Genomic DNA, 18,954 nt, shown 5'->3' with positions numbered 1-18,954 from the left:
CCGAGTCGACCTCAAGGAGCAACCAATGACCGCCAAGATGGACACCGGCCTGAAGAAGGCTGACCGCACCGACATCGCCGCCGAGCTGAAGAAGGTGCTGGCGGACAGCTTCGCCCTTTATCTGAAGACGCACGGCTACCACTGGAACGTGCGCGGGCCTCAGTTCTTCGGCCTGCACAACATGCTTGAAGAGCAGTATCGCGAGCAGTGGGCCGCGTTGGACGAAATCGCCGAGCGCATCCGTTCACTGGGCGAAACCGCGCCCCAGGGATTCGGTACGTTCGGCAACCAGACGGGCATCAAGGACGGCGATCCTGAAAAGGATTCCCAATCCATGATCGAGGAGCTGGTCAGCGACCACGGCACGGTCATCGCCACCCTGCGCAAGGCCATCGAGACGGCCGACGAAGCCGGGGACGAAGCCACCGCCGATCTGCTCACGCAGCGGCTGGCCGCTCACGAGAAGACCGCCTGGATGCTGCGCGCCACCACCCAGTGAAATGCGCGGGCCAGTGAGGTGAACCGGTCGTAAGATCGGGAACATGAATCCGCCGGAAAATGCGGGTATTGGAGCGTGAAGGCGCGACTTCGCGCCAAGTCCCGGAGCGCCCATGCGGACCCATGACGTCAGACAGGCATTGAAGCGGACGTGGCGCATTGTCACGGCCGCGCCTGTCGTTGTGGGCGCCTTGGCGCTTGCGGTGTCGGCCAGTTCGACGGTGCGACCCGAGAGCGACCGCGCCGCCGAGGGACTGGCCCGCCTGACCCAGGGCCGGCTGGACGAAGCCGGATTGCTGGCCATTTCAAGCCGGCTGGATCCGGCCAGTCTGGCGCTGGCGCAGCGGCATGATCCGGCGTTTCGCGGGCAGAACCTGCCCGGTCTGACGCCGGGGTGGGAGACCCTGACCCTCAGCGGACGGCCGCGACTGGACGCCACGGCGTCGGGCGCGGAGGCCTTCCGGTTGAATGCGGCCATGGCGGCGGAAGCAGGAGCCCTGCGCCCCGCGCGACCCTTCGTGTTCAACGCCGCCACGGCGGACGACCGCCGCCGCGCCCAGCGCTGCCTGACCCAGGCTGTGTATTACGAGGCCGCTCTGGAAAGCACCCTGGGTCAGGAAGCGGTTGCCCAGGTGGTTCTGAACCGGGTGCGCGATCCAAACTACCCCGACACCGTTTGCGGCGTGGTGTTCGAGGGCGCCGAGCGGAATACCGGCTGTCAGTTCAGCTTCACCTGCGACGGAGCCCTTTCGCAGGCGCCTGTGGGTTGGGCCTGGCGGCGCGCCGAGGCGGTGGCCCAGCGCGCCCTGGCGGGCCATGTGGCCGCGGAGGTGGGCACGGCAACCCACTATCACGCCGACTACGTCCACCCTTGGTGGGCGCCGACGGTGACCAAGATTCGCCAGATCGGGGCGCATATCTTCTATCGCTGGAACGGCGCCCTGGGCGACACATCGGCGTTCATTCAGGCCCATGCCGGGCGGGAGCCGGTGATCGACGAGGCGCGGTTCGCCCGCCCGCGCATGCAGACCGCCTCGGCTGGTGAGAGCCTGGAAAGCCTGGCCGAAGCTACGGGGTCCGCGCCCCGCACCGTCGAGATCAACGGCGCCACCCGCGTGGTCGGCGTGGTCAGTCTCGGCGGCCGTCGCCAGCCCACGGCCGAGGACGTGGCGCGCATCAACGAGCGACTCGCCGATTTCGAACAGCAAAGCTCCGCCCCTGAACCCGCCCCTGCGCCGCCGCCGGGGGTGACGCCGCTCGAGGTCGAGGAAGTGGGCCGGCCTGCCGGCTGAGCCCGCCCCAAGCCTCTGTCCTGCAACAATTAAGCGACCTTTGCATTAAGGATGACGGCCCACGCGAGCGTCGCGTCGGGGTTGCCGCCGGAGCGCCAGTGAAAGACCGCGTGAACACCGAAACAGCTGCTGATGAGGCCGACGATCTGCGCAAGGCGCAGGAGGCCCTGGCCGCCAGCGACGCCCGGTTCCGGGTTCTGGCCGACAGCATGCCCCAGATGGTCTGGTCCACCCGCCCGGATGGTTTCCACGACTATTACAACGCCCGCTGGTACGAGTTCACCGGCGTGCCTGACGGGTCCACCGACGGCGAGGGCTGGAACGACATGTTCCACCCGGACGATCAGGAACGGGCCTGGGCGCTGTGGAAGCATTCGCTCGAAACCGGCGAACCCTACGAGATCGAGTATCGGCTGAGGCACCGGTCAGGCGTCTATCGCTGGACCCTGGGCCGCGCCATGCCGCTGAAGGACGAGGACGGGCGCATTACGCGCTGGTTCGGCACCTGCACCGACATCGACGATCTGAAGCGCATGGAGCAGCACAAGGAGGTGCTGAGCCAGGAACTGAGTCACCGGATCAAGAACATCTTCGCGGTGGTGTCGTCCCTGATCGCCCTGTCGGCGCGCAAACACCCTGAGGCGGCGCCGTTCGCCCGGGACCTGCGAACCCGTGTGGCGGCTCTGGCGCGGGCCCACGAGTTCGTGCGGCCCCACACGGAAGTCTCCCGGCCCACGGTCGGCGACATGACGCTGCACGCCTTCCTGGCGGATCTGTTCCGGGCCTACTCAACCGAGGACGGGTCGCCGCGGGTGGTCCTGAAGGGCGATGACGCCGCCTTCGACGATCAGGCCGCGACGTCGGTCGCCCTGCTGTTCCACGAACTGGCCACCAACGCCGCCAAATACGGCGCCCTGTCCATGCCTGACGGTATCGTGACCCTCACTACAGAGAACAGGGACGACCGGTTTATTCTGACCTGGGTCGAGGAAGGCGGGCCGACCATAAGTCATGAGCCGACCCACGCCGGCTTTGGCTCAAGTCTCGCAACCCTGTCAGTTGAGGCTCAACTGGGCGGCAAACTGGAACGAAAGTGGGAGCCGCAGGGTTTGGTCATCATAGCGGATTTACCGTCCACTGCGCTGTCGCGTCGCAGGGCGGCCATCAAGGCTAACGAAACCTTATAACCTTGTTCTGCGTTATTGCTGGCGGAGGGCCACCAAGGCTTTTGAGTAAAAGGACATGACGGCGAGAATTCTGATCATCGAGGACGAAGCGATCGTGGCCATGGAGCTGCGCTTCGTGCTGGAAGATCTCGGCTACGAGGTCGTGGACGCTGTGGCGGACGCCAGAACGGCCCGAAATGTGGTGCGCGAGGCTCCAGTGGATCTGGCGCTCGTAGACATTCACCTGTCCGATGGCCCCACGGGGGTCGAGCTGGGCCGGGAGCTGGCCAACGAGCAGAACGTCACCGTGCTTTACATGACCGCCAACCCCGGCATGGTCCGCGACGGCGTGGCCGGAACCATTGGCGTGCTGACCAAGCCGACCGACGAGTTCGCCGTGCAGACAGCCGTTGAATACGCTCTGCGTCGCCGCCAGGGCGAGAGGTCGCCGCCTCCGCCCGCCGAACTGAGGCTGTTCGGCTAGGCCGTCACCACGCGCCGATCTTTTCCGCTTCCTTGTGGCTGATGGGGTCGCCGGCCTTGGCGTGATCGACTTCGGCCAGGAAGCGCGCAGCCTCCAGCGCCGCCATGCAGCCCATGCCCGCCGCCGTCACGGCCTGGCGATAGACGTCGTCTGTGACGTCGCCCGCGGCCCACACGCCGGGAATGGCGGTGGCGGTGGTTCCGGGCTTCACCTTGAGATAGCCGCCCTCGTTCATCTCCAGCTGGCCCTTGAACAGCTCGGACGACGGCGCGTGGCCGATGGCGACGAAGAAGCCGTCGCAGGCCACCTCTCGCGTCTCTCCGGTTTGCGTGCTCTTGAGGCGCAGACCGGTGACGCCCATGGGGTTTTCGGTGCCCAGCACCTCGTCCACCGCATGGTTCCAGATCACTTCGACCTTGGGATTGGCGAACAGGCGCTCCTGCAGGATCTTCTCGGCGCGGAACTCGTCGCGGCGGTGGACGACCGTGACCTTCGAGGCGAAATTGGTGAGGAACAGGGCCTCCTCCACCGCCGTGTTGCCGCCGCCGACCACCACAACTTCCTTGTTGCGGTAGAAGAAGCCGTCGCAGGTGGCGCAGGCCGAGACGCCGAAACCCTGGAATTTCTGTTCTGACGGCAGGCCTAGCCATTTGGCCTGGGCGCCGGTGGAGATGATGACGGTTTCCGCCAGCATCTCGCCGCCGGAATCCAGCTTCAGGCGGAAGGGACGCTGCGACAGGTCCGCCTCCACCACGATGTCGTGGATGACCTCTGTTCCCACGTGCTCGGCCTGGGCCTGCATCTGCTGCATCAGCCAGGGGCCCTGGATAACCTCGGCGAAGCCGGGATAGTTCTCGACCTCGGTGGTGATGGTCAGCTGGCCGCCGGGCTGCAGGCCGGCGATGACCACGGGCTCCAGCATGGCGCGGGCGGCGTAGATGGCGGCGGTCCAGCCGGCGGGGCCGGAACCGATGACGGCGACGCGGACGGTGCGAGGCTGGGCGGTGTGGGGAGCGGTGGGATTCGACATGGTCCCAATCTAGGATGCAATCATCTGGTTTGCGACATGGGGAAGAGGAATGGCTGAGGACAAAAATACGCAGGGCGGTCCCGGGGCGGGCCTGGCGATCGGGATTGCCATCGGACTTTCTACCGGCACGGCGCTGGGCGTAGCCCTGGACAATCTCGCCCTGGGCATCAGCCTCGGCCTGGCGATCGGCGCGGGCATCGGCGTGGCCATGGGCGGCGCCATGCGCGCCGACGCGCGCAGGAAGGGGGGAGACGGCTCGGTCCCGGCGACCGACACCTCGTCCGACAAGACGCGGAACGACATGGATTCGTCGGATGGCGGCGGTGACGGCGGCGGCGGGGACTGATCGTGCCTACATCATGTCGACGTCGGCCGCCTTGCGCTTCTTGGACATGGCTGACAGGCGATGGCGGAACTGCTCCCACGCCACTACGCCGCGGCTGGTGACCCAGTTCATCTGGATGGCGCGGCGCTTGCCCTCGAAGGGTTCGTGGCCGTGGTAAGAGGTCTCGGAGCGACGGAAGATCAGCAGGGTCCCGCCGTTGGGCGGCACCTCGGCGGCCACATCGTTCAGATCATCGCTGTTGAGGATGCGCAGGCGACCGCCGTCCGCGTCCCAGTCGTCGTTCATGTAGAGCAGGACGGTGATGATCTTTGATTTCGAATCCGTGTGGATCTTGCCGTCGGTGGCGCGGCAGCGGCCGCGCACGGTGAACATGGTGGGCTTCCCGCGAAGGTCGACGTCGAACTTCGCCTCCACAGCCTGACGGAAGGCGGGACCGTCCATCTCGGCCAGCATTTCGGCGAAGCGGCCATGGATGTCCAGTTCGCTGGGCGGCACCGAGCCAGGCACGTCCATGGACGGAAAGTCGCGGCTGACCTCGCCGAAGGCCTCGGGCCTCACGAAATTCTCGACCACCAGATAGTCATAGGGCGCGCGCCGCAGGGGCGTGGCGTTCAGCTTGTCGATGTCCAGCAGGGCCATGGGCCTACTCCGCGTTCAGAACCACGCCCCGTTCGGCCAGACGCCGCCGCAGCGCATCGGCAATATAGGTGGTCGCGTCCACCGGCGCATAGGTCCATGCGTCAAGACGCCCCTCTAACGGTCGAGTGGCGCCCGTGGCGGTCAGGGCCTGGTGATAACGGTCAAATTTAGAGCCCTCTGCGCCGGGGGGATGGAACACATGGACCGGCTTGCCGGTGGAGGCGGCCTCGCCCGCCATGTTCACCGAATCCGCAGTGACGATGATGGCGTCCGCCACAGCGACCCATCCGGCGTAGGGGTTGGGGCCGGACCCGTCGTAGAGGCGGGCGGGGCGGGAAGCGACCCACTGGCGCAGGTGTTCGGTGAAGGCGGGCGGGGTGCGTCGCGAGGCGGTGGCCAGCACGGTTCCGCCGCCCGCCGCCTGGTCCGTCAGGGCCAGCAGGCGGTCCAGCTCGGCCTCGTCGAAGCGATAAACGCCGTTGGGGCCGCCCACCATCAACAGCACATAGGGGCGGGGCAGGCTGGACAGATCGTCCAGCGCCTTCCCGCCTTCTTCGCGGAGACGCGCCGCGTTGAGCCGGTGTGGCGACGTGAGCGTCTTCAGGACATTCGGGCCGGTGACCGGATCATGCTCCGGCGCCCAGATGAAATCGAAGGCTTTTGGCCCGGTCTTGGGATCCTGCAGTGCGACGGTGAAGACCTCGCCGCCAGACGCGTTGCGGATGGCGCGGACGTAGGGCGCCGCCTGCCGTCCCACTGAAATCAGGAGATTCGGCCAGGGCGGCGAGAAGCGGGCGCCGTCGCCCACCTCGCCGGGCGCGACAGGCCCCCACGGCGCCAGCCAGCGCCAGGGCGCTTTCGGGGTCACATGGAACAGTTCGTGACGCGCGCCGAGAGCCTCGGCCACGCCGCGCGCCTGAACGTCGGAGCCGGTCGCTCCGTTGGTGATGAGCCAGACGGGTGCCGGCCTTATTTCCACTCGACCTTGAGGATTTCGTAGGCCTTCACGCCGCCGGGGGTGTTCACCTCGACTACGTCGCCCACTTCCTTGGAGATCATGGCGCGGGCGATGGGCGAGGTGACGGAAATCTTGCCCTGCTTCACGTCGGCTTCGTGCTCGCCGACGATCTGGTAGCGGCCTTCTTCCTCGGTGTCCTCATCCACCACGGTGACCGTGGCGCCGAATTTCACCTGGTCGCCCGACAGTTTGGAGACGTCGATGACCTGGGCGCGACTGATCTTGTCCTCGATCTCGGCGATCTGGCCTTCGATCCAGCCCTGTCGCTCCTTGGCCGCGTGATACTCCGCGTTCTCGGACAGGTCGCCGTGCTCGCGCGCCTCCGAAATTGCGGCGATGACCGCGGGACGCTCCACGGACTTGAGTTGTTTCAACTGATCGTCGAGAGCGCGATAGCCCTCGGCCGTCATCGGCACTTTTTCCATGTGCGATTGGGTTTCTTATTCGCCCTAGCGAAGGTGCAAGCAAACAAATGCCGGTCGAGGGCGCTTCGACCGGCCAGAGAGGATAGGTCGCGTTGCGGCGGACTTCAAGCGGTCCTGTCTCGCGACTGCGAAAAGCGGTGTCGCACCGCTCGCCAGCCGAGCCAGACCAGGGCCGCGCCGAGAAGAAGGGCGATGAGACCGGCCACGGCGCCGACGCCCGCCGCCATGAAGGCGAACACCAGCGCGATGCCGGCAAGCGCCAGGGAGACATACTGAATGACTGAAAGCTTCATGGGCCTTTAAACGGGCCCGGACCCCTACGGTTGCGTCGCCGCCCAGGCCGCCTCGACCGTTTCGCGGAAAAGTGAGCGGAAGGGGTGCACTTCCGCGCGGGCTTCGCCGCCGCCGATGTTCCGCGTGCGCGCCAGCAGGGCGTCGCGGGCGGGCCGCAGCAAGGCCAGCGCTTCGCCGGGGCGGCGCTGCTCGTTGAGGAACGCCGCCAGGCCCAGTTGTCGAAGAGTCAGGCGAGGGTGCCCGGCAGCGACATTGGCGCGGGCGATTTCCACGGCCTGACGATAATCCTCTTCAGCCTCCCGCACCCGGCCCATGGCCTGCCGCGTCTCGCCACGGCCCAGCAGGACGCCGCTGAGGGTCATGGCGAAGCCGGGCTGGTATTGCTCGCGCAACAGGTCGACGGATTGATCATAGGCGGCTTCGGCTTCTTCATAACGCCCCTGACCGTTCAGGGAGTCGGCCAGGGCGGCCACACTCACCGCCTCCATATGTCGGTCGGACAGGCCGGCGCGCCAGGACGCCGCCTGGCGCAATAGGGGCTCCGCCTCGACGTGGCGGCCCATTCGCGTGAGGGTGAAGCCTAGGTGGTGCAGGGCGTATGTGTGGCTTTCGCCGCCCGGCTCGGCGCTGTCCAGCACCTGACGCAGCAGGGGCTCGGCCTGATCCAGGTCCCCGCGCGCGTGCAGATGGGCGGCGAGGTTGTAAATCGAGACAAGGGTCGGCTCGCCGGTGGCTCCGAAGAGCTGCTCGCGCAGGGCGACAGCGCGCCTGAGCGCGGCGACGGCGTCAGTGTTGCGTCCGATCTCTCCGCGCGCCGTGCCCAGATTGTGCCAGGCGGTGGCGGTTTCCCCGTGCGTTTCGCCGTAGGTTTCACGCGCATGAACCAGCGCCAGCGCCGCCGCCGGCTCCGCGTCGAGGAAACGGCCTGAGCGGGAGTACATCTTGGCCAGCAAGCCCCAGGCGGATGTCAGCTCGGCCCCGCTGACGGCGGGATCGCGGGTCAGGCCCCGTAGTTCGCTCTCGGCCTCATCGAAGCGTTCCAGTTCGATCAGGCTCCATGCCCAGAGCAGGATCGTGGCGTGGGCCGCTTCTGTGTCGCCCCAGCCCAACGCCCGCCATCCCTCGACCACCTCTCTCAACGCGGGCTCGGCGGCGGCGTGATCTTCGGCCATGTTGAGGGCGTAGGCTCGCTCAGCGAAATCATTGAGGTGCACGGCCCGCGCTTCCAAGGCGGCGGGTTTCTGCGCCTGCGCCGCAGTGGGAGCGGCGGCCAGGATCAGCGCCGTCGCCAGCAGGGCCAGCCCTCTAGGCATAAGCGTAGGCCCCGCCGCGCTTCAGCGCCGCCTGATAGGCCGGGCGAGCATGGATGCGCTCCAGGAAGGTTTCGATGTTTGGCCGACCCTGCGCCACCGACATTCGGCTGGCGGCGGCCTCCAGCGGGAAGCTCATCATGATGTCAGCGGCGCTGAAGTCCGGTCCGGCGAACCAGCCGTCGCGGCCCAGTTCGCTGTTCCACCAGTCGGCGTGGGTCTTGAGCTGGGGATCGATGAAGCCCTTGTTGGCCGCCTTGACGATGCCGTTCACGATCGGTTTGACCAGCCCCGGCGCGCGCTTCGGCAGTTGGCTGAACACCAGCTTGAGCAACAGGGGCGGCATGGCCGAGCCCTCGGCGTAGTGCATCCAGTAGGTGAAACGCAGACGATCCGCCGAACCGGCGGCGGGGCGCAGGCGGCCCGCGCCGTGCGTATCCAGCAGGTATTCGATGATCGCCCCGGTTTCGGCCACACGCACGTCGCCGTCGTCCAGCACCGGCGATTTGCCCAGCGGATGGATCGCCTTCAACTCCGCAGGGGCCAGCATGGTGGCGGGATCCCGCTCATAGCGGCGCACCTCGTACTCGAGTCCCAGTTCCTCAAGCAGCCACAGCACGCGCTGTGAGCGGGAATCGGCGAGGTGGTGGACGATGATCATGAACGACCCTTTCGACAGGCCGCCATCATGGCGCGGGGCGAGCGGCGCCGTAAAGCGTGATCAGCGCCGCTTGCGACGACTGTTCGAGAACAGCTTCCAGGCGATCGTCGCCAGGGCCAGCTTTCCAGCGTTACGGCCGGCGAAGCGGCGGGCGCCGCGATTGAGCAGCAATCCGCCGACGAGGGTGGCGAGTCTGGGCATGGGAGGGCTCCGTTATTTTCCGTTGCCGGTCAAACGGATGAAACGGCCCTGTGGTTCAGGCCGAGGCCATCACGCTCTGGAACAGCACAGCGCCGTCGGCGGAGCCCAGCTCGGCCTCGAAGGCCCGGTCCGGGTGGGGCATCATGCCCAGGACGTTGCCGCGCGCGTTGACGATGCCGGCGATGTCGCGGGCCGAGCCATTGGGGTTCGAGACATAGCGGAACACCACCTGGCCCTCGCCCTCCAGCCGATTGAGGGTCTCTTCGTCGGCGAAGTAGTTCCCGTCGCCGTTGCCCTGGGTCATGACCACCTCGCGCCGGCCCTGATAAGCGGCGGTGAAGCGGGTCTGACCGTTGGTGATTTCCAGCTCGATGGGCTTGCAGACGTATTTCAGCCCGGCGTTCTTCATCAGGGCGCCCGGCAGCATCCCGGCCTCGCACAGGATCTGGAAACCGTTGCAGATGCCCACCACCGCCACGCCCGCGTCGGCGGCTTTCTTGACGGCATCCATGATCGGCGCGCGGGCCGCCATGGCGCCGGAGCGCAGATAGTCGCCATAGGAGAACCCGCCCGGCAGGACGATCAGGTCCACGCCATAGGGAAGCTCTGTGTCGGCGTGCCAGACCATGTCCACCTTGGCGCCGGTGGAGCGTTCGACGGCGACCTTGCAGTCGCGGTCACAGTTGGAACCCGGAAATACGATGACGGCTGCGCTCATGGCGCGGGCCTGTAGCAGGGTTCGCGGCGTTTGTCAGTGAGACGGTTCGACCAGACCCAGGCGAATTTCGATGCGGTCGACACGGTCTTCCAGATGACCGAGGCGATTCTAGATGTTGCCGACGTCCTGCTGGATCGCGGTCAGATGCGTACGTACGGCGTTCATCTGATGCTTGAGGTCGGCCACGTCGCTGCGCACCATTGTCACGTCCCGCTGGACGGACTTCAGCACCTCATAGATCAGGTCGTTCGTAACCTCGGCCATACGTCACCTTATCACCGATGCGGCGTTGGCCAAACGACCTTGTCAGACCGCCGGGCAGGGGCGCGCCTCGGTCCGCTTCTGGTCCAGCCACGCCAGCCCCCAGATGATCAGCCCGCCGATGGACAGGGCGCAGCCGACCCAGCCGGCCACGGACCAGCCGTAGCCCGCGGCGATGGCCGCCCCGGCCAGCAGGGGGCCGAGCGCATTGGCGGTGTTGAAGGCCGAGTGGTTCAGGGCGGCGGCCAGGGTCTGGGCGTCGCCGGCCACGTCCATCAGGCGGGTCTGCAGGATGGTGCCCAGCCCGCCGCCCATGCCGATCATGAAGGCGAGAATGGCCATGGACCACGCCTGTCCGGTGGCGAACGGGTACAGCGCCAGGGCGAAGGCGCTCCACGTCAGCAGGACGGCGGCGGCCTTGAACCCCAGCTTGTCGGCGGCCCAGCCCCAGCCGATGTTGCCCGCGGCGATGCCCAGGCCGAACACCGCCAGCATGATGGACACCATCGGTCCGCTGACGCCCGTGACCGCCAGCAAGGTCGCCGAGAAATAGGCGTAGACCGCGAACATGCCGCCGAAGCCCACGGCGCCGACGCCCAGGGTCAGCCAGACCTGTCGACGCTTCAGGGCGTCCAGCTCGCGCAAGGGGCTGGCTTCGGGACGGCGCGGATCGCGCGGCACCAGGAAATAGACCAGCGTCATGGTGATGACCGCCAGCACCGAGACGATGACGAAGGCCCAGCGCCAGCCGAAGGTCTGGCTGACCAAAGTGGCGAAGGGCACGCCCACGATGGTGGCGATGGCCAGGCCCAGCAGGATGCGCGACACGGCCTGCGCCCGCTTGCCGGGCGGGGCCACCGAGGCGGCCACGAGGGCGGCGACGCCGAAATAGGCGCCGTGGGGCACGCCCGACAGGAAGCGGAACACCAGCATCCACTCATAGGTGGGCGCCAGGGCGCTGAGGCCGTTGGCGAGGGCGAACAGGCCCATCAGGACAATCAGCAGGACGCGCCGCGACATGCGCGCGCCCAGCACCGCCAGAACCGGCGCGCCGATGACCACGCCCAGGGCATAGGCGCTGATCACATGGCCCGCCGTCGGTTCGTCGATGCCCAGACCGGCCGCGAACCACGGCAGGATGCCCATGGAGGCGAACTCGGTGGCGCCGATGGCGAACCCGCCCATCCCCAGCGCCAGCAGGATCAGCCGCACATTGGGCGCGCGTTCGGGGGGCGCGCGTTCAGGAGCTGGGGCGGGGGAGGGAGACGCCACGTGGAATGAACCTTGGATGCGGATTATTGCGCCGCAACATAATCAGCGTTCACCTGACAGCAAGCGTCGCCGTCGCCGCGTCACCCAAAGTGATCGTCAGCCCTTGTTTTCGTAGATGGCCGTGATCTGCGCCCGGGCCAGGGTGTGGAAGTGCAGGTTGAAGCCGAACACGGCGCCGGAGTTGTCGGCCGTCACGTCCAGCTTGTCCGTATCCACGGCGAATACGGTGAAGATGTAGCGGTGGGGGCCGTGGCCCGGGGGCGGTGCGGCCCCGCCGAAGCCGGCGTCACCGTAATCGGTGCGGCCCTGAATGGCGCCCTTCGGCAGGTTCGCGCCGCCCACGGCGCCGGCGCCGTGGGCCAGTTCGGTCACATCGGCGGGAATGTTGGCCACGGTCCAGTGCCAGAAGCCGGAACCGGTGGGCGCATCGGGATCATAGCAGGTGACGGCGTAGGATTTGGTCCCTTCGGGCGCGCCGGACCACGACAGGTTAGGGGAGGTGTCGCCGTGCGCCTTCACATGGCCGTCGGGCAGCGTGTCGCCGTCCTTGAAGTCGTTGGATGTGACGGTGAAGGTCATGTGCGTCTCCCTGTCCAGTGATGCGTGCTGAACGCGTCAGCTGGACAGGGGATGCCGAAGATCCGGGCCGGGGGTCAATACGTCCGCCCGGCCCGAAGCGTGCTCAGGCCATTTGAGGCTTGCGGGCGCCGGAGCGGTTGCGGCCGCGGCGCTTCATCTTGAAGTCGCCTTCCACCGCAGGCTTGGGCGCGCGTTCGCCGGCCATAGGGTTGTAGGCGGGACGCTCCGGCTGGGCGCGGTCGGCGGACGCGGCGCCGGGCTTGGCCCGACGTTGACGGTGGGGCTGGCCCTTGCCGCCTTCGGGACGCACGCCGTCGCGGTGCGGGTTGCGGTTGCGGCCGCGGCCGCCGGGGCCCCGTCCCTCGCCGCGCGGACGATCGTCGTCCAGCAGTGTCGCCTTCTTGCCCACGCCAGCGGCCATGATAGAGGCGTCCAGCGCCGCCAGGGCCTTGTCGTTGCGGCGATCCCAGCTCTTGATCTTCTGGCGGGTGACCCGCTCGATGTCGCGCAGCAGCTTCATCTCGTCAGGGGCGCAGAAGCTGACGGCCGAACCGTCGGCGCCGGCGCGCGCGGTGCGCCCGATGCGGTGCACATAGGCTTCCGGCACGAAAGGCAGCTCGAAATTGACCACGTGCGAGACGCCGTCCACGTCGATGCCGCGCGCGGCGATGTCAGTGGCCACCAGCACCCGCAGCTTGCCCTTCTTGAAGGCTTCCAGGGCCCGCTCGCGCTGGGACTGGCTCTTGTTGCCGTGGATGGCGCCGGCCTCGACGCCGCCGGCCTCAAGATAGGCGGCGACCTTGTCGGCGCCGTGCTTGGTCTTGGTGAAGACCAGGCAGCGGGTCATGGCCGGATCGGCGAACATCTCCGACAGCAGGGCGCGCTTGCGACCCTGTTCGACGATGATCACACTCTGCTTGATGCGCTCGACGGTGGTGGCCTGGGGCGTCACCTGGACCTTGACCGGGTCCTTGAGCAGCTCGCCGGCCAGCTTGCCGATCTCGCTGGGCATGGTGGCCGAGAAGAACAGGTTCTGGCGCCGCGCGGTCATGCGCGAAACCACCTGGCGGATCGGCTTGACGAAGCCCAGGTCCAGCATCTGGTCCGCCTCGTCCAGCACGAAGATCTCGGTGGTCGACAGGTCCAGGGTCTTCTGCTGCACGTGGTCCAGCAGGCGGCCCGGGGTGGCCACCAGGATGTCCAGGCCCTGTTGCAGGGCGCGTTCCTGGCCGCCGTACTTCACGCCGCCGAAGATCACGGCCACGCGGAAGCCCATGTTGGCGCCGTAGGCCTTGAAGCTGTCGGCGATCTGGCTGGCCAGTTCGCGGGTGGGCGAGAGGATCAGGGCGCGGGTCGTGCGGGGCACGGGCGCCTTACGGTCCGCGGCCAGCCGATGCAGGATCGGCAGGGCGAAGGCGGCCGTCTTGCCGGTGCCCGTCTGGGCGATGCCCAGCAGATCCTTGCCCTTCATCACGTCCGGGATGGCCTGGGACTGGATGGGGGTGGGGGTGTGATAGCCCTGGCTCGTCAGAGCCTGCAGCAGGGCCGGATTCAGGCCCATGTCGGCGAAGGGAATAAGGGTCTTGGTCAAAATGGTTCTTTCGCATGCGACGACGCGCATCAGGCCGGGCTCAAAGCCGAAGGCCGCGCGCCGCCAGTCCCGATGGGGTCCGCGAAATGCGGGCCGACGGGATTGATCGGGCGCCGCCCCGCGTGTCCGGGCAGCGAATGAATCTTGAGGAGCCGGCCGCTTCTACAGTCAGGTCTGTCTTAAGACCCACACGCGCTGGAGCGCGCCGGAAATCGCGTTTGTGCGATGCAGCGCTAGATGGTCTCTAATTGCGGCCACGTCAAGGCCGCCTTCGTTTCAGTCGTCGTCGACGCGGTTGCCGGGCTGGCGGATGGGGGTCTCGGCCCCTTGGCGCACATCGACGCCTGGCACGTCGCGCAGATGGGCGCCCGCGCAGCCCATGCCCAGATTGGACCCGGGACAGTCCCCCGGACCCACCACGCCGGTTCCGCCCGACAGCGGCGCACGCTGGGCTTCATAGCGTGCGATGTTTGCGCGCCCTTGGCTGGCGAAGGCTTCGTCGCGTTCGGGATCGCCGCTGCCGCGAATGGGAGGTGCATCGCCGGCGCCGGCGAACCGTTCGTCGCAGGCGGCGCGTTCGGCCGGGGTCATGTCATTGCGCGGGCGGCTGCAGGCCAGACCTGACGACCGCAACGCGCGCGCCACCTGATCGCCGGTGGCGTCGGGACTGACCCGCCACTGCGGCTCCACGTTCTGGGCCGAGGGCGATGGGCGAACCGGCAGGCGCAGGGCCTCCAGGCGGCGGCGTTCCTCCTCTTCGTCTTCGGTCTGGTCGCGAATGGCTCGAGCGCGAACCTCGCGGGTAAGGGCGGGGGACTCGCGTGGCTCCGCGATCACGGTGACGGGGGGCTCGCGCACCGTCTCGCCGGCCATCAGCGGGCGGGGTTCGATGCGAATATAAAGAGGTTCGGGCGGGGCGCTGTAGCCGGTCATGTCCATGCCGGCGCGCATGCCGACGAGCACCAGAACGATCGCATGCAGGGCAAGAGAGGCTCCCAGCACGCCCAGCAGGGACCGGTTGCGCGCAAAGCCTCTGTGCAGAACCGGTAAAGTCGACATGAGCCCCCTTGTCGTGCTCGCCCGTCCGCAGCGCGGGATACAGACGTGATTGTGCGGCGAGCGGTTTCGACGCAGGATTATTCGGCAAGCTATGCGTCGGGTTTAAGGCGAAGCGGCAAGGGGGGTGAGATCATGGCCGGAAAGCTCAGGGCGGTATTTGCGCGCAGGGTCAGTCTGGCCGTGGCCCTGTTGTCTGTCGTCGGCTGTGCGACCAGTCCAGCCGAGGGATGGATCCGTCGCCCCACCCACGACCATCTGCTTCAGCACTATCCCCCGCAGGCGGCGCGTAACGGAACCGGCGGGTTCGCGCGCATCCGCTGCGACGTTCAGGCCGACGGTCGGCTGACGGCGTGCGAGGTTCTGGAGGAATCGCCGGCGGGCGCCGGGTTCGGCGAGGCCACCCTGCGCCTTGCGCCCTACTTCAGGATGGCGCGCGAAATCGGCGGACAATCCGTCGAGGGGAGTTCGATCGAGATCCCCATGACGTGGGGCATAGGCAACTCCTGAGGTCATGAGGCGCCGGCGCCGACGTTCGACGGAGCCTTGACCTTCCGCCCCCCGAAGCGTAAACGGCGCGCACTTCGAGGCATGGGCGGTTCGCCGTCTGCTGATCTCGTGACAATCGAACGGACGGGCTGAGCCCGCCGGAACGCCCAAAGCGCGCGTTCCGGCTTTTCTGTTTGAGCGCACGGTCGGTCTCGATAACACCCCGGGCGCGGCTTCGGCCACGTCCAAAAGAAGGAAATCGAGGCGCCCCGGCCGACAGGCACACGCCTCCATCGCAGAAGAGACCAGACACGAATGCCTACGATCAACCAGCTGATCCGCAAGCCGCGCAAGCCCAAGCCCGTGCGCAACAAGGTGCCGGCCCTGGAGGGTTCGCCCCAGCGCCGCGGCGTCTGCACCCGCGTCTATACGACGACCCCGAAGAAGCCGAACTCGGCCCTTCGTAAGGTGGCCAAGGTCCGCCTGGCCAAGAACGGCTACGAAGCCGTGTGCTACATCCCCGGCGAGGGCCACAATCTTCAGGAGCACTCGGTGGTCCTGATCCGCGGCGGCCGCGTGAAGGACCTTCCCGGCGTCCGCTACCACATCCTGCGCGGCGTGCTGGACACGCAAGGCGTGAAGGACCGCAAGCAGCGCCGTTCGCACTACGGCGCGAAGCGTCCGAAGTAAGCCCTGCGCGTCCAGAATATTATTTAAGAGGATAACCCCATGTCCCGTCGTCACCGCGCACAGAAGCGTGAAGTTCTGCCGGATCCCAAGTACGGTGATCTGATCGTCACCAAGTTCATGAATTACGTCATGTACGAGGGCAAGAAGGCCGTCGCCGAGAACATCGTCTACGGCGCCTTCGACATCCTGGCCGAGAAGAAGAAGGACCAGGAGCCGGTCGCCACCTTCCATTCGGCCCTGGAAAACGTCGCTCCGGCGGTCGAGGTCCGGTCGCGCCGCGTCGGCGGCGCCACCTATCAGGTGCCGGTCGAGGTTCGCCCCGATCGCCGCCGCGCCCTGGCCATCCGCTGGCTGGTCAACGCTGCGCGCAACCGCGGTGAGAACACCATGACGGAAAAGCTGGCGGCCGAGCTGCTGGACGCCGCCAACAACCGCGGCACCGCGGTCAAGAAGCGTGAAGACACCCACAAGATGGCCGAAGCCAACCGCGCCTTCTCTCACTACCGCTGGTAAGCCGGTTTTCCGGCTGACGGCCCTTCAAGAAGCGGGCGGTTTGCGTTAGACCGCCCGCGCTCCTGAAGCCCTCCCTGACCCAGGCGCCGGATCGGCGCCGAACACCCGAGTTTTCGAATTATGGCCCGCATCAACAAGATCGAGGACTACCGCAACTTCGGCATCATGGCCCACATCGACGCGGGCAAGACGACGACGACCGAGCGGATCCTCTATTACACCGGCAAGTCCCACAAGATCGGCGAAGTCCACGACGGCGCCGCCACCATGGACTGGATGGACCAGGAGCAGGAGCGCGGCATCACCATCACGTCCGCCGCGACGACCGCCTTCTGGAAAGAGAAGCGCCTCAACATCATCGACACCCCCGGCCACGTGGACTTCACCATTGAAGTCGAGCGCTCGCTGCGCGTGCTGGACGGCGCCGTGACCGTGCTGGACGGCAACGCCGGCGTGGAGCCCCAGACCGAGACCGTCTGGCGTCAGGCCGACAAGTACCGCGTGCCGCGCATCATCTTCGTCAACAAGATGGACAAGCTGGGCGCCGACTTCGACAAGTCCGTGGAATCCATCCGCGACCGCCTGGGCGTTAAGGCCGTTCCGATCCAGCTGCCCGTCGGTCAGGAATCCGACCTGCGCGGCGTCGTGGACCTGGTCCGCATGAAGGCGATCATCTGGGACAATGACGGCCTGGGCGCCGAGTTCCGGGAAGAAGAGATCCCCGCCGACCTGGCCGACAAGGCCGCCGAGGCGCGCAGCTACCTGATCGAGAACGCCGTCGAGCTCGACGACGAAGCCATGGAAGCCTACCTGGAAGGCAACGAGCCCTCCGAGGAAACCATCAAGAAGTGCCTGCGCAAGGCGGTTCTGACGGCGGCCTTCTATCCGATCCTGTGCGGCTCGGCGTTCAAGAACAAGGGCGTGCAGCCGCTGCTGGACGCGGTGGTCGACTATCTGCCGTCGCCGCTGGACATCCCCCCGACGCCGGGTCTGGACTACCGGACCGAGGAGCCGGTGGTTCGCCACGCCTCTGACGAAGAGCCCCTGTCGGTTCTGGCGTTCAAGATCATGGACGACCCCTTCGTCGGCTCGCTGACCTTCTGCCGCATCTACTCCGGCAAGATGGAAACGGGCATGAGCCTGCTGAACTCGACCCGCGACAAGAAGGAGCGCGTCGGCCGGATGCTGCTGATGCACTCCAACAACCGTGAGGACATCAAGGAAGCCTACGCCGGCGACATCGTCGCCCTGGCCGGCCTGAAGGACACCCGCACCGGCGACACCCTGTGCGACCCCATCAAGAACCCCGTCATCCTCGAGAAGATGGAGTTCCCCGCGCCGGTCATCGAGATCGCCGTCGAGCCCAAGACCAAGGCCGACCAGGAGAAGCTGGGCGTCGCCCTGGCCAAGCTGGCGTCCGAGGATCCGTCCTTCACCGTCTCCACCGACCACGAGTCGGGCCAGACGATCCTGAAGGGCATGGGCGAGCTGCACCTGGACATCAAGATCGACATCCTGAAGCGCACCTACAAGGTCGAGGCGACCATCGGCGCGCCGCAGGTGGCCTACCGTGAGTCCCTCGGCAAAAAGGCCGAGATCGACTACACTCACAAGAAGCAGACCGGCGGTACGGGCCAGTTCGCCCGCGTCAAGCTGGTGTTCGAGCCGGGCGAGCCGGGTTCGGGCTTCGTGTTCGAGTCCGGCATTGTCGGCGGCGCGGTGCCCAAGGAATACATCCCGGGCGTTCAGAAGGGCATCGAGTCCGCCAAGGACAACGGCCTGCTGGCCGGCTTCCCGCTGATCGACTTCAAGGCCACCCTGATCGACGGCGCCTTCCACGACGTGGACTCCTCGGTGCTGGCGTTCGAGATCGCCTCGCGCGCCGCCTTCAAGGAACTGCGCACCCAGGGCGCGCCCAAACTGCTTGAGCCGATCATGGCCGTCGAGGTCGTGACCCCGGAAGAGTATCTGGGTTCGGTCATCGGCGACCTGAACGGTCGTCGCGGCATGATCCAGGGCCAGGACGTGCGCGGCAACGCCACCGTCGTGAACGCCTTCGTGCCGCTGGCCAACATGTTCGGCTACGTCAACAACCTGCGCGGCATGTCGCAGGGCCGGGCGCAGTTCACCATGCAGTACGACCACTACGACCCGGTGCCGCAGCACGTCGCCGACGAAGTGATCAAGAAGTACGCCTAACCCGCATTTGCAATCCCGGCCCGCTTTCACCAGATAGCGGGCCGACAACCCCGAAATCCAAGTAACCCCGGTCTCGGGGACAGGAGCTGAGAGATATGGCCAAGGAAAAGTTTGAACGCACCAAGCCGCACTGCAACATCGGCACGATCGGCCACGTTGACCACGGCAAGACGACCCTGACGGCGGCGATCACGATGACGCTGGCGAAGGCCGGCGGCGCCA

Annotated in this window: 24 protein-coding genes; 10 read left to right on the top strand and 14 right to left on the bottom strand. The window is 67.0% G+C overall.

The features are described from left to right. Positions 1-25: 25 nt before the first annotated feature. From ACI8U3_RS12970 to ACI8U3_RS12955, 4 genes are all read left to right on the top strand, one after another. Positions 26-499, top strand: coding sequence for a Dps family protein (locus ACI8U3_RS12970; protein WP_415015295.1), 474 nt, complete (start codon positions 26-28; stop codon positions 497-499). 112 nt (positions 500-611) lie between these two features. Further along, positions 612-1,790: a cell wall hydrolase gene (locus ACI8U3_RS12965; RefSeq protein ID WP_415015294.1), complete on the top strand. Its 1,179-nt coding sequence runs from the start codon at positions 612-614 to the stop codon at positions 1,788-1,790. 110 nt (positions 1,791-1,900) lie between these two features. Continuing rightward, entirely contained in the window at positions 1,901-2,977 is a 1,077-nt protein-coding gene (locus ACI8U3_RS12960) for a sensor histidine kinase (RefSeq protein WP_415015293.1), read from the top strand. A 55-nt stretch (positions 2,978-3,032) separates the two neighbouring features. After that, complete coding sequence (locus ACI8U3_RS12955) at positions 3,033-3,440, top strand: response regulator (protein WP_415015292.1); 408 nt, start codon at positions 3,033-3,035, stop codon at positions 3,438-3,440. A 4-nt stretch (positions 3,441-3,444) separates the two neighbouring features. On the opposite strand, the gene trxB is transcribed toward ACI8U3_RS12955, so the two are convergent. After that, the gene (gene trxB, locus ACI8U3_RS12950) at positions 3,445-4,470 is read right to left on the bottom strand and encodes a thioredoxin-disulfide reductase (protein WP_415015291.1); all 1,026 of its coding nucleotides are present in this window, start codon (positions 4,468-4,470) and stop codon (positions 3,445-3,447) included. 49 nt (positions 4,471-4,519) lie between these two features. Here trxB and ACI8U3_RS12945 point away from each other — a divergent pair, with 49 nt between their 5' ends. Then, positions 4,520-4,816 (top strand): hypothetical protein, encoded by a 297-nt coding sequence (locus ACI8U3_RS12945; RefSeq protein WP_415015290.1) that lies wholly within the window; start codon positions 4,520-4,522, stop codon positions 4,814-4,816. A 6-nt stretch (positions 4,817-4,822) separates the two neighbouring features. Here the strand turns inward: ACI8U3_RS12945 and ACI8U3_RS12940 are convergent, their stop codons facing one another. From ACI8U3_RS12940 to ACI8U3_RS12880, 13 genes are all read right to left on the bottom strand, one after another. Further along, a complete protein-coding gene (locus tag ACI8U3_RS12940) occupies positions 4,823-5,455 on the bottom strand; it encodes a 2OG-Fe(II) oxygenase (protein ID WP_415015289.1) in 633 nt (210 codons plus the stop codon). A 4-nt stretch (positions 5,456-5,459) separates the two neighbouring features. Further along, a complete protein-coding gene (locus ACI8U3_RS12935; protein ID WP_415015288.1) occupies positions 5,460-6,434 on the bottom strand; it encodes a mitochondrial fission ELM1 family protein in 975 nt (324 codons plus the stop codon). After that, positions 6,425-6,898, bottom strand: coding sequence for a transcription elongation factor GreA (gene greA, locus ACI8U3_RS12930; RefSeq protein WP_415015287.1), 474 nt, complete (start codon positions 6,896-6,898; stop codon positions 6,425-6,427). Before greA ends, ACI8U3_RS12935 begins: the two co-directional genes overlap by 10 nt. Positions 6,899-7,002: 104 nt before the next feature. Then, positions 7,003-7,191 carry a hypothetical protein gene (locus tag ACI8U3_RS12925; RefSeq protein WP_415015286.1) on the bottom strand — a complete coding sequence of 63 codons (189 nt, stop codon included), beginning with the start codon at positions 7,189-7,191 and terminating at the stop codon, positions 7,003-7,005. A 24-nt stretch (positions 7,192-7,215) separates the two neighbouring features. Continuing rightward, complete coding sequence (locus ACI8U3_RS12920; protein WP_415015285.1) at positions 7,216-8,505, bottom strand: tetratricopeptide repeat protein; 1,290 nt, start codon at positions 8,503-8,505, stop codon at positions 7,216-7,218. Next, positions 8,498-9,163, bottom strand: a complete 666-nt coding sequence (locus ACI8U3_RS12915) for a glutathione S-transferase (RefSeq protein WP_415015284.1) — start codon at positions 9,161-9,163, stop codon at positions 8,498-8,500. Before ACI8U3_RS12915 ends, ACI8U3_RS12920 begins: the two co-directional genes overlap by 8 nt. A 60-nt stretch (positions 9,164-9,223) precedes the next feature. Next, complete coding sequence (locus ACI8U3_RS12910) at positions 9,224-9,364, bottom strand: hypothetical protein (protein ID WP_415015283.1); 141 nt, start codon at positions 9,362-9,364, stop codon at positions 9,224-9,226. A gap of 55 nt (positions 9,365-9,419) precedes the next feature. Next, positions 9,420-10,082 carry a phosphoribosylformylglycinamidine synthase subunit PurQ gene (gene purQ, locus ACI8U3_RS12905; RefSeq protein WP_415015282.1) on the bottom strand — a complete coding sequence of 221 codons (663 nt, stop codon included), beginning with the start codon at positions 10,080-10,082 and terminating at the stop codon, positions 9,420-9,422. A 108-nt stretch (positions 10,083-10,190) separates the two neighbouring features. Further along, on the bottom strand, positions 10,191-10,346 hold the full coding sequence (locus tag ACI8U3_RS12900; RefSeq protein ID WP_415015281.1) for a hypothetical protein: 156 nt from the start codon (positions 10,344-10,346) through the stop codon (positions 10,191-10,193). Between the two features lie 42 nt (positions 10,347-10,388). Further along, positions 10,389-11,615 (bottom strand): MFS transporter, encoded by a 1,227-nt coding sequence (locus tag ACI8U3_RS12895; protein WP_415015280.1) that lies wholly within the window; start codon positions 11,613-11,615, stop codon positions 10,389-10,391. 96 nt (positions 11,616-11,711) lie between these two features. Beyond that, complete coding sequence (locus ACI8U3_RS12890) at positions 11,712-12,194, bottom strand: YbhB/YbcL family Raf kinase inhibitor-like protein (RefSeq protein WP_415015279.1); 483 nt, start codon at positions 12,192-12,194, stop codon at positions 11,712-11,714. Between the two features lie 103 nt (positions 12,195-12,297). Further along, the gene (locus ACI8U3_RS12885) at positions 12,298-13,755 is read right to left on the bottom strand and encodes a DEAD/DEAH box helicase (RefSeq protein WP_415015348.1); all 1,458 of its coding nucleotides are present in this window, start codon (positions 13,753-13,755) and stop codon (positions 12,298-12,300) included. Positions 13,756-14,061: 306 nt separating this feature from the next. After that, a complete protein-coding gene (locus ACI8U3_RS12880; RefSeq protein ID WP_415015278.1) occupies positions 14,062-14,844 on the bottom strand; it encodes a hypothetical protein in 783 nt (260 codons plus the stop codon). Positions 14,845-14,976: 132 nt separating this feature from the next. Here ACI8U3_RS12880 and ACI8U3_RS12875 point away from each other — a divergent pair, with 132 nt between their 5' ends. The 5 genes from ACI8U3_RS12875 to ACI8U3_RS12855 all read left to right on the top strand — a co-directional run. Next, positions 14,977-15,351 carry a TonB family protein gene (locus tag ACI8U3_RS12875; RefSeq protein WP_415015277.1) on the top strand — a complete coding sequence of 125 codons (375 nt, stop codon included), beginning with the start codon at positions 14,977-14,979 and terminating at the stop codon, positions 15,349-15,351. Positions 15,352-15,645: 294 nt separating this feature from the next. Next, entirely contained in the window at positions 15,646-16,020 is a 375-nt protein-coding gene (gene rpsL, locus ACI8U3_RS12870; RefSeq protein WP_021697983.1) for a 30S ribosomal protein S12, read from the top strand. Between the two features lie 39 nt (positions 16,021-16,059). Then, positions 16,060-16,533, top strand: a complete 474-nt coding sequence (gene rpsG, locus ACI8U3_RS12865) for a 30S ribosomal protein S7 (RefSeq protein ID WP_415015276.1) — start codon at positions 16,060-16,062, stop codon at positions 16,531-16,533. A gap of 120 nt (positions 16,534-16,653) precedes the next feature. After that, positions 16,654-18,732: an elongation factor G gene (gene fusA, locus ACI8U3_RS12860; protein WP_415015275.1), complete on the top strand. Its 2,079-nt coding sequence runs from the start codon at positions 16,654-16,656 to the stop codon at positions 18,730-18,732. Between the two features lie 95 nt (positions 18,733-18,827). Beyond that, a partial coding sequence (locus tag ACI8U3_RS12855) for a GTP-binding protein (RefSeq protein WP_231492570.1) occupies positions 18,828-18,954 on the top strand: 127 nt, incomplete at its 3' end.

Origin of the sequence: Brevundimonas sp., from assembly GCF_047617075.1 — a bacterium.
Taxonomy (GTDB): Bacteria; Pseudomonadota; Alphaproteobacteria; order Caulobacterales; family Caulobacteraceae; genus Brevundimonas.
This window is presented reverse-complemented; position numbering and strand designations above follow the sequence as displayed.